Source organism: Rhizobium sp. KDH_Rht_773_N, from assembly GCF_052946295.1.
This window is the reverse complement of the sequence record NZ_CM129525.1, coordinates 2,794,736-2,807,205: the sequence shown is the minus strand read 5'-3', so window position 1 is coordinate 2,807,205 and position 12,470 is coordinate 2,794,736. Positions and strand designations below refer to the sequence as shown.

The window sequence follows — 12,470 nt, the reverse complement described above, 5'->3', positions numbered from 1 at the left end:
CTGCACAGGACTCCCGTTTTTACAAATACACCACAAGTCCGCTTCAAATTGCGCTGGCCCCACCGCAGAACTGCATAGTTCATAATTATCTAATCAATTTCAAATTCTTACGCCAAAACTCACGTGCTACATTCGGCGCACCTTCGACCAAAATGGATATCTAAACAAGAAAAACAACCATTCATTCTTGCCAAAAATCGTGGGACAGGATAACAAATTTACATCATTGACGGCCTAGTCCGTCGCGCATCGGGGAGGACCGCCTATGGTCAGTTTGGATTCACCTATTACCGTTGTCCGGCCGCACCTGATCGAATTCGGCCTTGGGACGGCGGGAAAGCTGGGCGCCTGGGCCGCGAGCAAGGGGTATTCGCGGACACTGGTCATTTCGGATGCATTCAATGCCGCCCGCGTCGAACTGCTGCAGCTGAAGGGTGAGGTTTCGGTCTTCGCCGACGTGACACCCGAACCGGATATTGCCAATCTCGACAAGGTGCTCGCCGCTGCGGAAGCCGCGCAAGCCGACCTCATCGTCGGCTTCGGCGGCGGCAGCGCCATGGATCTTGCCAAGCTCGCCGCCGTGCTCGCCGGCTCGTCGCAGACGCTCCGCGAGGTGGTCGGCCCCAACAAGGTTCAAGGGCCGCGCAAGGCAGCGCTCGCGCAGGTGCCGACGACCTCGGGCACGGGCAGCGAGGCCGGTATCCGCGCACTTGTCACCGATCCTGAAACAAAGGCCAAGCTCGCGGTCGAGAGCCTTCACATGCTTGCCGATATCGCCGTCATCGATCCGTCGCTGACCTTCTCCGTGCCGGCGCGCACGACGGCCGCAACCGGTGTCGATGCCATGGCGCATTGCGTCGAGGCCTTCACCAATCGCAAGGCGCATCCGATGATCGACATGTATGCGATCGAGGGAACGCGGCTCGTCGGCAAATATCTTGCGAGAGCGGTCCGCGACGGATCGGATGCCGAAGCCCGCGCCGGGCTGTCGCTGGCCTCGCTCTATGGCGGCTTCTGCCTCGGCCCGGTCAATACGGCCGGCGGCCATGCGCTCGCCTATCCGCTCGGTACGCGCTGGCATGTCGCCCACGGCGCGGCCAACGCATTGATCTTCCCTCATGTTCTCGCCTTCAACACGCCAGCCGTACCGGAAAAGACGAAAGCGGTCATGGAAGCGCTCGGCTACAGTGTCTCGGACACGGGCAAATCGGTCTTCGATGCCGCCTATGCCTTCTGCGCGGAGCTCGGCATCGAGATGACCCTCTCGGGCCTCGGCGTGCCGCAAGACGATCTCGATGCCATGGCCGACGATGCTTTCGCCATCCGCAGGCTGCTGGATAACAATCCGCGCGACTTGACGCGCGCCGACATACGCTCGATCTACGAAGCAGCCTATTGAGGCAGGGCTTTCAAAAGGAATTTGACCGATGGACAGAAATGCTAAAGTCGCAGTAACCCTCGGCGATCCCGCCGGCGTCGGCCCGGAAGTGATCGTCAAGGCACTGGCGGCGTTGCCGGCTGCCGAACGGCGCGACTTCGTCATCGTCGGCAACAGCGAAGCGCTGGAGCGCGCTGCGCGCGCGACCGAAGTCGGCCTGCGCTTCGGCCCCTCCGCCTCCGAAGACGGAAACACCATCGCCGTCGACGAGGTGCCGCTTGGCGCGCCGCTTCCCGAGATCGGCAAGGTCAGCCCGGTCGCCGGCGATGCATCCGTTCGCTATATCGCCCGCGCCGTCGATCTGGCCATGTCAAAGGAAGCCGACGTCATCGTCACCGCGCCGATCAACAAGGAGGCCATGAACCTCGCCGGCCATCATTTCGACGGCCATACCGGCCTGCTGGCGCATCTGACCGGCTCCAAGAGTTCCTTCATGCTGCTCGCCTCCGAGCGGCTGAACACCATTCACGTTTCCACCCATGTTTCCCTGAAGGGCGCGATCGAACGCGCCAGGACCGAGCGCGTGCTGGCGACGATCGAAGCCGGCCATAATCATTTCATGCGCCTCGGCAGGAAAGCTCGTATCGCGGTCGCCGGTCTCAACCCGCATTGCGGCGAAAACGGCCTCTTCGGTACCGAGGACACGGAGTTCCTGGCACCGGCCGTCGAACTGGCACAGGCCAAGGGTATCGACGTGGTCGGTCCCATTTCCGCCGACACGGTCTTTGCCCGCGCCTATAACGGCGCCTTCGATCTGGTTATTGCCCAGTATCACGACCAGGGCCATATCCCGATCAAGCTCGTCGCCTTCGAGACCGCCGTCAACGTCTCCCTGGGCCTGCCGATCGACCGCGTCTCCGTCGATCATGGCACCGCCTTCGACATCGCAGGAACCGGCCGCGCCAACCACGTCAACATGCTCTCGGCCATCGCTTATGCGCGGCTGATGGCACGGTCGCCGCGCGCCGCCACGGCGCTGGCCTCCTGACACCGGCATCTTTACAGCTCCGGCCAGCAGAGCCCGCTTGAATGCGGGCTTTTGCACCGATGACCAAGCCGTTTCGACAGCCGCCGCTTCCTCTGGCGGGCGGGTTCAGGCTTCTATCGCGACCAGCGTGCTATGATCTGATCGGTATTTGCCAGCACCTTGCGGACTGCGTTGCGCGCCATGTTCGGCCGTTGCAGGCGGATGCTTTTCTCGATATTCTCATGAAGTTTCAGCACATATCGCAAATTGTCCTCCTCTCGCGTCACATGGGTGAAGAGGTGGTTCAGCGCCGATTCGATCAAGACGCCGAGCGGCACCAGCAGATCATTTCCGGAAGCGCGCAGGATGGCGATATGAAATCGCGTATCGGATTCCGTTCGCTGCTGGAGTGATGTCGCCTGCCCCATATCCTGCAGAGCCTGACTGATTGCCTTCATTTGCTCCTCGGTCCGGCGCTCCGCGGCAAGGGCCGTCGCTTCCGGCTCGATCATGTGCCTGAGTTCCTGCACGGTCCTCAGAAAGGCTTCGCGATCGGGAGAGGCGGCATACCAGCCCAATACGTCGCGATCCAGCAGGTTCCAGCGTTCCTTGGGCTCAACCCAGCTGCCGATTTTCGGACGGGAAGAAAGCAGTCCCTTGGCCATCAGCATCTTGATCGCCTCGCGCACCGCCGATCGGCTGACTTCGAAGACTTGCGACCACTTTGCCTCGTTTGGCAGGATCGTGCCCGGCGGATAATCGCCGCGCACGATCCTGAGGCCGATCTCGCCTGCCAAAGACACATGAACACTTGCCCCGGTTATACGCGGAGCATTTGGGCGCCTTGCGGTGGCCGAGCGGTCAACCGTTGCCACCTCGACCGAAGCCGTCGGCTTTCCCGATTTCTTGTCAGGCATTTATTTCTACTGCCTCAGCATTCTTTCGACTGTCTGCGCGTGCTATCAAGACAATCGTAATAACGAGGAAGTCGCCTGCGATTGACTCTGGCAAAATGCGCGGAATTCAAGACGCGTCAAGCCCTGCGGATCTTTCGATCCGTCTCGGGGGCAACTAGTGCCCCCTTGGCGTTTCAGACCGCGAGCCTACTTTTGAATGCAGGTATCGACCGTATCTTTCGTGCACTCATCGAGCCCGGTGAATACCGGATCTTCAACCGCCTTGCCGGCAATCAGATCCATCATCACCGAAGGTGCCTTGTAGCCCATCTCGAACGGCCGCTGGCCGACGAGCGCAGTCACCAGACCTTCCTTGGCAATGGCAACCTCGTCGCCGATCGTGTCGGCGGCGCCGATGACGAAGTCATTGCTGGCAATCTTGTCGGCCATCGGCTTGAACAGGTCGCGATAGGGTTGCGGCGCGCCGAACAACGGCCAGCCACCCATAATGCCGAAGGCGTCCAGATCGGGGTTGGCCGCAAGGATATCGGTCATCGCCTGCACGCCCTTGGCACCGTCGTCATTGGTGAAGACCGGGCATCCGGCGACTTCCGTCCAGCCACCCTCGCCTTTCAGCTCGGTAAGCCCCTTCTGGCCGGTAAGCGTGTCGCGCATGCCTTGGGCGCGGCGCAGGATATTGTCCGCACCCGGATTGCCCTCGATCGTGCAGATCTTCCCGCCGTTCGGCTTGGCTTTCTTGATATAGTCACCGATGCGCGCGCCCATCAGGTAGTTGTCGGTACCGAGATAGGTCTTGCGCAGCGCCGCATCCTCGGCTGCAAGGTCGGCATCGAGCGTCATCACCGGAACCGTCGGATTGGCGGTCTTCAGGGTCTGGGCGATAAGTTTTGCGTTCGACGGCGAAATCGCGATTGCGGCCGTGTCTGCCTTGCCCAACATATCCTGCACGATCTGCGCCTCGCCGGCTTCGTCCGAAGTCGATGCGGGACCGGTATAGAAGCACTCATATTCCGAATCCGGGTTCTCCTTGTTCCACTTCTGGCAACCTTGATTGATTGCTTCGAAGAATGGATTGTCGAGCCCTTTGACGACGATGACGAGTTGCTTCTTGGCCAGGGCCTGGCCCGCGGTCAGCGCCAGAATTGCGACAGTCAGTAACAATGCTTTCTTCATGGTTTCCTCCCTTCAAAACGACGGGCACGGCATACCCGCCATACGAAATCAACCCGGATACCAGACGACGCGAGGCTCCTCCTTCGAACGCTCGTATTGCCACGCCGAGTCGATAAGCATTTCGAGATCGTAATTCGGCCGCCAATCCAGCAGATATTTCGCCTTGCTGTTGTCCATCCAGTTGGAATGGAAGCGGCTCGGTATCTCGACAGAACCGAGGTTTCGCGTGCGCGACAGATAGGCTGCGACTTCGGCATAGTCGACCGGCCGATCCATGCAGATGTTGAAGAGCTGCCGCTCCGCCCGAGGGTTGTCGATCGCCGCCAGGATCGCAGAGACGAGGTCGTCGACATGCACGAAGTTGCGTTTGAGCGGACGCCCGTCGGCATCGAGCAGCAGCGGCACCGTGCCCGCGGCGGCATAGCGCCGTGCGGCCTCTTCCGGAACCATCGTCTTCCAGTCCGGACCGCCGAAGACGTCGTCTCCGAAGGACAGCGAATATTTGAAATCGTCCTTTTCCATGATCCAGGGCGCGCGCAGGCAGCAGCCATTGAGGCCATATTGGATACCGAACTGCTCCAGCATGACTTCTTCCAGAACCTTCGAGAGCGCGTAGCTTCCCGGATAGGCGCAATGGCGGACGCTCTCGGTAATCGGATCGTCATGGCGATGGTAAAAATGCCCAATGCCCGCATCGCCGCCGATCAGGATGAACTGGCGTGCCGTGGCGCTGGTGCGGAATTCCTCGAGCAGCCAGAAGAGCCCCTTGACCGCGACGTCCATGATTTCGCTCGGGGTTTCCTTGCAGGTGGCAAGATGCACGACATGGGTGACGTCATGGAGCGCGGCAGCGACAACATCGCGGTCGGCAATCGAACCGCGGATGACTTCGACGCGGTCGGTCGCTCCGCACACGCGGTTATGGCAAAGCGCGCGAATACGCGCTTTGGAAAAGCTCGGATCGTCAAGCAGCCCAGCAATGAAGCGCCGCCCGACCTTGCCCGTCGCACCGGTAACAAGGATCAGCATGCTCTCTCTCCCAGTGATAGCTAATATTCGAGCGCGGCTTCCGTCAATTGATATTTGTCCGACAAAACGGATTTTTGTTACAATAGGCTCCCCACCGCGGACAATGAGTTGACGCTGTCGCGGGGTTTTGCGTAAATGCTCATATTCGTTTTTCCTGGGAGGATATTGGAAAGACGAATTCGCTGCAGCCGCGCGTCGAAAACAAGCCGGGTTCGGAGCGAACGGATAGCGACAGGTTTTGGGAGGCCAGAAGGCTGGTGGCGGTTCTCGAACTCACCAATATTTCCAAACATTTCGGCGCCATCCAGGCCGTCAGCGACGTATCGTTTTCGCTCGAAGCGGGGCAAGTGGTCGGCCTCATGGGCGATAACGGCGCCGGCAAGTCCACATTGGTCAAGATGATCGCCGGCAACTTTCGGCCGAGCCACGGGACCATGCGTCTCGATGGCGCCGATCTCGTGCTCCATCGGCCGAAGGAGGCACGCCAGCACGGTATCGAGATCGTTCACCAGGACCTGGCGCTCTGCAACAATCTTACGGCGGCGGCGAACGTCTTCCTCGGGCGGGAATTGCGCCGCGGCGTATGGCCCCTTCGCATCCTCGACTACAAGGCGATGTACAAGCGCGCCGGCGAGATATTTCGCGAGCTCAAATCCGAGACCCGCCCGCGCGATCTCGTCAAGCAGATGTCAGGCGGCCAGCGGCAAGCGGTCGCAATCGCCCGCACGATGCTTTCGGAAGCGAAAATCGTGTTGATGGACGAGCCGACCGCCGCCATTTCCGTGCGCCAGGTAGCTGAAGTTCTCAACCTGATCCGCCAATTGCGCGACCGGGGCATTGCCGTTGTCCTGATCAGTCATCGCATGCCCGACGTCTTTTCGGTCGCCGACCGGGTGATCGTGATGCGGCGGGGAAGAAAGGTGGCCGACAAGCCAATTGCGGCAAGTTCGCCCGAGGAAGTGACCGGCCTCATCACCGGCGCCATCGAACAGGTGTGATCGATGCCATCCGTTGCAGGGGCAGGAAGGAAGAAGGCCGACGATGGCGATTACACTTGACCAGACGATTGAGCAGAAGCAACGCAGCTGGCTTGCGGCGATCCTGAGCAGCCAGACATTCTGGGTTCTCGTTGCGGTCGTTCTCGCCTGCATTTTCCTGTCGATGACGACGGACTCCTTTGCCACGGCGAAGAACATCTACAACATCACCCGCAACGTCACCTTCGTTGCGATTATCGCGCTGGGCATGACGCTGGTCATCATCACCGGCGGCATCGATCTGTCCGTTGGCTCCGTGCTTTGCCTGTGCAGCATGGTGCTGGCGGTCGTCATGCACGCGGGATACAGCATCGAAGTCGGCATCGCCGCCTCGATCGGCACTGCCCTTGTGGTCGGAGCGTTCAACGGCCTGTTGATCGCCTATCTCGGCTTTCCGCCTTTCGTCGTCACGCTCGGCATGTTGTCGATCGCGCGCAGCCTTGCGATGGTTGCCTCCAACAACACCGTCGTCTTCCAGTTCGGACCTGACCACGACAAACTTCTGGCGCTCGGTGGCGGCGCCTGGCTTTTCGGCATTGCCAATCCGGTGGTCTACATGGTCGTTCTGGCGCTCATGACCGGTTTCGTGCTGCGCTGGACCAAGTTCGGCCGCTATGTTTTTGCCATCGGCGGCAATGAACAGGCCGCGACGCTGACGGGCGTCCCCGTGCAGAGGATCAAGGTCATCGTCTATATGATTTCCGCCCTGTCGGCGGGGGTTGCCGGCATCATCCAGACCGGCTGGCTCGGCGCTGTCACGACAAATATCGGCGCCGGGATGGAACTGCAGGTCATTGCCGCCGCGGTCATCGGCGGCGCCAATCTGGCCGGCGGCGTCGGCACCGCCTTCGGGGCCTTGATCGGCGCGGCGCTCATCGAGGTCATCCGCAACAGCCTTGGCCTGCTCGGCATCAATGCCTTCTGGCAAGGCAGCTTTATCGGCGGGGCAATCGTGCTTGCCGTTCTCTTCGACCGAATTCGCAATCTGCGGCGCGACGAGTAGGCGAACGTATCGAGCGTTCGGGATCGCCGGAATGCCGCCAACATGCCGTGTTCGGCCGTCCGGCTGGACCGATACCGGCGCGTCGGTCCAACACGAACGGCAGCCGTGTTCGCGGCCATCGTCAATAGACATCCCTCACATACCGCTTTGCCGCCGAGAGCGCCTTTACGTATTTCTCGGCCATGTCGCTGGTCATGTTTCCGTGACATGCGACAATTTCCTTGAGCGCCGCATCGACATCCCTGGCCATACGGCTGGCATCGCCGCAAACGTAGAAATACGCGCCCTCCTCCAGCCAGCGGAATAGTTCGGCGCCGTACTCGCCCATCCGGTGCTGAACGTAAATTTTCGCATCCTGATCGCGGGAGAAGGCAAGGTCCAGGCGGGTGAGATGACCGCTCCTCGTCCAGCGCTCCAACTCGTCGCGGTAGTAGAAATCCGTGGCCTGATGCTGCTCTCCGAAGAACAGCCAGTTCTTTCCCTTGGCACCACGCGCCTCACGCTCCTGGAGGAAGGCACGGAAGGGAGCAATGCCTGTGCCGGGTCCCACCATGATGGCCGGCGCGTCCGGGTCATGCGGCGGACGGAAATGTGCCGAAGGTTGAATGAAAATCGGAGTGACGACATCGCCAGCACGATCGGCAAGGAAGGCCGATGCGGTCCCTGCCCGGTTCACGGCGCCGTTTGCGTATCTGACAACGGAGACCGTCAGGTGAACCTCGTTTCGATGAAGTTTGGAGCTTGAAGAGATCGAGTAAAGGCGCGGCTGCAAGCGTTTCAGGCCACCAATGAATTCCTGTGCTTGGATCCGGCATGGCGCCAGCGCGACGATATCGGCGATCTGCTTGCCCCACAGCCAGCGTGCAAGCTCTTCGCGCTCACCGGACGATATTTCCGACAAAGTATTGCTGCCTGAAACGGATGCCCACCATTTCACGAAGTCGCCGCTCGCCCGCCCGAGCTCGAAATGCTTTTCCAGGGCCTCCGCAAGCGGCATGTCTCCCGATCCCTCAACCGAAACCGGACTATCGGCTTCGAGCTTCAGCGTCGTCAGGATCTCGTCGACAAGCATAGGGCTATTGCTCGGCCACACGCCGAGCGCGTCGCCCGCCTCGTAGCTCAATTCTCCGTCACCAAGGTCGAAAGCGAATTGCCTGACCTCCTTCGCGCCGCCCTCCGCCGTCAGCCGCTTGTTGACCAGCAGCCTCGATGCATAGGGCGCCTTCCGGCTGAACGTCGGTTTCGGCGAAACACCGGCGACCGCTGGAGGTGCAGCGACAACCGCTGCCGTCGCCCGGGAGGACGCGACCGCAAGCTCGGCGACCTTGGCCGGCTGCAGCATCTCGCAAAGACGGTCCCCCCAGGATGCGACCGACGCCTCGTAGTCAGGCTCGCAGTCGATGCGGTCCGCAAGGCGCTGCGCGCCCAGAACCGCAAGGCGCTCGTCGAGCTTGCGGCCGAAGCCGCAAAACTGATCGTAGTTACTGTCACCGAATGCGCAGACCGAATAGTGAAGGCCGGCAAGATGCGGCGCGGTCTCCTTGTTCAGGGCCTTCCAGAAATCGGCGCCGTTGTCCGGCGGGTCGCCGTCGCCGAATGTGCTGACGAAAAACAGGCAGGTTTGAGCCCCGGCAAGATCGCCGGGTGACAAGGCCTCCAGCGCAGAAAGACGAAATTTCCGGCCTTGCGCCTCAAAGCGCTTTGCAAAGTTCGAGGCAGCCGTCTCGGCATTGCCGGTTTGAGATGCCCATGCGACCAGAACGACGGGAGCCGTCACCTCCGCCGGGAGTGCCGGCGCCGGAGCGGAAGGCGGGGATACGATCTCGCCCGGACTTCTACGATCCCGCGAAAAGAGTCCTGCCAGCATCCCGTCGACAAGCAGCCGGCTCTCGGCCGCCAGAGGTGCGCTCTCGGGAAGAACCGGAAGAGCGACCGAGCCGATGGCGATCGCAGCGTTCAACCCTGTCATGAACCCCTGCAGATAAACCTGCTCCGAAGGTGTAAAAGCCGGAACAGCGGCAAGCCCGACTCCTGTCATAGCACTCAGGGCAGTGATTTCGGGCGCGGCGGAAGGCGCTGGGGCGGCTGCGGTTTCGACGCGAGCCTCCACAATGGCATTCATCGGACGTTTCTCCTGTTCGCTGTCCGTCGAGGTCGCTTTCTCGCTCAGGCGGATCGCGACGGCAGTGAACTTGAACTCGGGCTGCAGGGACAGGGGATCGACCGCGTCGCTCGTGACGGCATTGATGGCGAGGTCGTCACCGAAGCTGTCGTTCCAGTGAAACGGCGCAAAACAGGTTCCGGGCAGCACCCGATCGGTGACGACGGCGGGAAGCACCGCCTTGCCCCGTTTCGAACGGATCTCGACCCTGTCCTTTTCCTCTATGCCGAGTTCCGCCGCGTCCTCGGGATGGATTTCGACGAAGGGGCCGGGATTGAGCTTGTTCAGCGTCGGGATTTTTCCGGTCTTCGTCATGGTGTGCCATTGGTGCTGCAGGCGACCGGTATTCAGCACGATGGGAAAATCCGGGCTCGGCATTTCCGCCGGCGCCATATGCGGGCGTGGAAAGAAGACTGCTTTCCCCGTCGGCGTAGCAAAGGCGAGCCGGGGCTCGGTCCCGTCAGCCAGGACCTTTCGCTCCTGGCTGACGCCGTTGTTGACGTAGCGGATCGGATTGCGGTCGGCAGCCTCCGCCGAGGCCACGGGCCACTGCAGAGGCCCGGCGCTCAATCGCTCGTGGCTCGCGCCGCGGATATCGTAGCCGGTCTTCGGGTTCCAGGCCCGTTTGATCTCCTCGAACACTTCGGCCGAAGAGGCATAGTCGAAGGCTTCGGCAAAGCCCATTTCGCACGCGACGCGCGCGATAATGAGCCAGTCTGGCAAGGCCTCCCCCGGCGGCTCGACGGCCTTGCGCGTCAACGTCATGTTGCGCTCGGAATTGATCATCACGCTATCGCCCTCCGCCCAGAGCGCGCCGGGCAAAAGGATATCGGCGTAGATATTGGTTTCGGTGTCGAGAAACGCGTCCTGCGTCACCACCAGTTCGGCCGCCTTCAGCGCCCTTATGACGTTGTCGCGGTTGGATACGGTCGCCACAGGATTCGTGCAGATGATCCAGCAGGCCTTGATCGCACCGGCTGCCATGTCTTCGAACATGGCGATCGTTCCGCCGCCCGCCTCCGCGCGCAAACTGCCGTGGGGGATTTTCCAGAGGTCTTCGGTAAAGGTGCGGTCCGCTTCGACAAGCGCCGAGCGCTGACCAGGAAGCCCTGGCCCCATATATCCCATTTCCCGGCCGCCCATCGCATTCGGCTGGCCGGTCAAAGAAAACGGGCCGCTTCCGGGCCGGCATATCTTGCCCATGGCGAGATGCAGATTGCAGATTGCGTTGGTGTTCCAGGTGCCGTGCGTGCTCTGGTTCAGGCCCATGGTCCAGCAACTCATGACCTCCGGCGAACTGCCGATCAGTTCGGCGGCCTTGATGATGTCGTCAATCGGAATTCCGGTGATCTCGGACACTTTTTCCGGCGGGTAGTCCGCCAGAAAGTCCACCATCTGCTCCCAGCCGTCGGTGAATTCGGCAATGAAAGCGGAATCCGTGTGACCGTTCTTGACCACCAGATGCAGGAGACCGTTCAGAAGCGCGAGATCGGTTCCTGGCTTTATCTGCAGGAAGAGGGTAGCCTTGTCCGCGGTGGCGTTGCGCCGTGGATCGACCACGATCAGCCGCGCGCCCTGTTTGACGCGATCCATCATGCGAAGGAACAGGATCGGGTGGCAATCGGCCATGTTGGCGCCGATAACGAAGAAAAGGTCGGCCTTGTCGAAATCCTGATACGAGCCGGGCGGACCGTCGGAACCGAGCGAAAGCTTGTAGCCGCTTCCCGCGCTCGCCATGCAAAGCCGTGAATTGGATTCAATGTGCTTTGTGCGGATAAAACCCTTCGCAAGCTTGTTGGCGAGATATTGTGCTTCGAGCGACATCTGGCCGGAGACGTAGAAGGAAACGGCATCGGGACCATCGCGTTCGATAATTGCCTTCAGCCGCCGTGCGGTCTCGCTGATCGCCTTGTCCACTGAAACCGGGAGCTGGTCCTGGCTGCGGGCAAGGCGCATGTGGGCCTTGTCCATCCGACCGGACTCGGCGATTGCCTGGCCGCAGGTATTGCCTTTCGTGCAAAGCCTTCCGAAATTCGTCGGATGCGTTTTGTCGCCGGAGACCTTGACCACCCTGTTGCCCTTGACCTCCATCACGATGCCGCAACCGACACCGCAATAGGGACAAGAGCCTTTGACGGTCTTGCTGTCGGAGGTCATAGAGTTCCCTCCAGCTCAGACAGAATCCCGAACTCGAGCATTGCAGGGACGAAGTTTTCATTGTCGTGGCCGGGTCGCGTCAGTTTGAGCAGCGCGAACCGCTGGAGGTCCGTCAGCTTGCACCACTGAGCACCAGTCGGTGGCGTGACACCTCTTGAGGCCGCCTGGCTTGTCACGACCTGCGGCACGCCATCGGAAGCCGCCCATGCCACTGCCTCGCCGGCATCGATCGACTTCGCCAGTTCACCGGTGCGCCGTGCAATGAACTCGGTAAGCGCCATGCGGTATGCGTCCACGTCGGCGGGCACCTTGCAGGGCTGCTCCAGCAGCCATCGCCGTTCCGGCTCTTCAAAGCGGCTCCACTGTCGCAGCGACAGCTTTATGCCACAGAGATCCAGCTTGAACCGCACCGCCATCGGGATGCAGCGGAGGCTGCCTGCGAAGTCGCTCTCGAACCGGAACGTTTCGATAGGCTCTCTCATAATTGGCTCCCGTTCACAGACACGAACGAACAGCCATTGACCGGCTTCAAACGATGGGCAGGCATTCTGCTCAATCTCCTTGGACGACACCCGACGTCCTGAAAAG

The 12,470-nt window shown here is 61.0% G+C and carries 9 protein-coding genes; 4 read left to right on the top strand and 5 right to left on the bottom strand.

The window, feature by feature from the left end; genetic code table 11:
- Nucleotides 1–265 precede the first annotated feature (265 nt).
- Nucleotides 266–1,399 (top strand): iron-containing alcohol dehydrogenase, encoded by a 1,134-nt coding sequence (locus ACU8HS_RS13835; RefSeq protein ID WP_447014572.1) that lies wholly within the window; start codon nt 266–268, stop codon nt 1,397–1,399.
- Nucleotides 1,400–1,427: 28 nt separating this feature from the next.
- Nucleotides 1,428–2,426, top strand: a complete 999-nt coding sequence (pdxA, locus tag ACU8HS_RS13830; protein WP_112704766.1) for a 4-hydroxythreonine-4-phosphate dehydrogenase PdxA — start codon at nt 1,428–1,430, stop codon at nt 2,424–2,426.
- Nucleotides 2,427–2,539: 113 nt separating this feature from the next.
- Here pdxA and ACU8HS_RS13825 read toward each other — a convergent pair whose 3' ends face one another.
- The 3 genes from ACU8HS_RS13825 to ACU8HS_RS13815 form a co-directional block, all read right to left on the bottom strand.
- Nucleotides 2,540–3,322, bottom strand: coding sequence for a FadR/GntR family transcriptional regulator (locus ACU8HS_RS13825; protein WP_112563079.1), 783 nt, complete (start codon nt 3,320–3,322; stop codon nt 2,540–2,542).
- A gap of 186 nt (nt 3,323–3,508) precedes the next feature.
- Nucleotides 3,509–4,495: a substrate-binding domain-containing protein gene (locus ACU8HS_RS13820; protein ID WP_112563081.1), complete on the bottom strand. Its 987-nt coding sequence runs from the start codon at nt 4,493–4,495 to the stop codon at nt 3,509–3,511.
- A gap of 48 nt (nt 4,496–4,543) precedes the next feature.
- Nucleotides 4,544–5,524 (bottom strand): NAD-dependent epimerase/dehydratase family protein, encoded by a 981-nt coding sequence (locus tag ACU8HS_RS13815; RefSeq protein WP_447014571.1) that lies wholly within the window; start codon nt 5,522–5,524, stop codon nt 4,544–4,546.
- Nucleotides 5,525–5,781: 257 nt separating this feature from the next.
- Between ACU8HS_RS13815 and ACU8HS_RS13810 the strand changes: the two genes are divergently transcribed.
- Both ACU8HS_RS13810 and ACU8HS_RS13805 read left to right on the top strand, forming a co-directional pair.
- The gene (locus tag ACU8HS_RS13810; protein WP_112704768.1) at nt 5,782–6,522 is read left to right on the top strand and encodes a sugar ABC transporter ATP-binding protein; all 741 of its coding nucleotides are present in this window, start codon (nt 5,782–5,784) and stop codon (nt 6,520–6,522) included.
- A 43-nt stretch (nt 6,523–6,565) separates the two neighbouring features.
- Entirely contained in the window at nt 6,566–7,564 is a 999-nt protein-coding gene (locus tag ACU8HS_RS13805) for an ABC transporter permease (RefSeq protein ID WP_112563087.1), read from the top strand.
- A gap of 121 nt (nt 7,565–7,685) precedes the next feature.
- Here ACU8HS_RS13805 and ACU8HS_RS13800 read toward each other — a convergent pair whose 3' ends face one another.
- Both ACU8HS_RS13800 and ACU8HS_RS13795 read right to left on the bottom strand, forming a co-directional pair.
- Nucleotides 7,686–11,882 carry a molybdopterin-dependent oxidoreductase gene (locus ACU8HS_RS13800; protein WP_447014570.1) on the bottom strand — a complete coding sequence of 1,399 codons (4,197 nt, stop codon included), beginning with the start codon at nt 11,880–11,882 and terminating at the stop codon, nt 7,686–7,688.
- Nucleotides 11,879–12,454 (bottom strand): nitrate reductase associated protein, encoded by a 576-nt coding sequence (locus tag ACU8HS_RS13795; protein WP_447014569.1) that lies wholly within the window; start codon nt 12,452–12,454, stop codon nt 11,879–11,881. The genes ACU8HS_RS13800 and ACU8HS_RS13795 overlap by 4 nt, the downstream gene beginning before the upstream one ends.
- Nucleotides 12,455–12,470 lie beyond the last annotated feature (16 nt).

Bases quoted from the DNA above. Each gene is read 5' to 3' on its own strand.
- ACU8HS_RS13835 (WP_447014572.1), top strand. From the start codon at position 266: ATGGTCAGTTTGGATTCACCTATTACCGTTGTCCGGCCGCACCTGATC.
- pdxA (WP_112704766.1), top strand. From the start codon at position 1,428: ATGGACAGAAATGCTAAAGTCGCAGTAACCCTCGGCGATCCCGCCGGC.
- ACU8HS_RS13825 (WP_112563079.1), bottom strand. From the start codon at position 3,322: ATGCCTGACAAGAAATCGGGAAAGCCGACGGCTTCGGTCGAGGTGGCA.
- ACU8HS_RS13820 (WP_112563081.1), bottom strand. From the start codon at position 4,495: ATGAAGAAAGCATTGTTACTGACTGTCGCAATTCTGGCGCTGACCGCG.
- ACU8HS_RS13815 (WP_447014571.1), bottom strand. From the start codon at position 5,524: ATGCTGATCCTTGTTACCGGTGCGACGGGCAAGGTCGGGCGGCGCTTC.
- ACU8HS_RS13805 (WP_112563087.1), top strand. From the start codon at position 6,566: ATGGCGATTACACTTGACCAGACGATTGAGCAGAAGCAACGCAGCTGG.
- ACU8HS_RS13800 (WP_447014570.1), bottom strand. From the start codon at position 11,882: ATGACCTCCGACAGCAAGACCGTCAAAGGCTCTTGTCCCTATTGCGGT.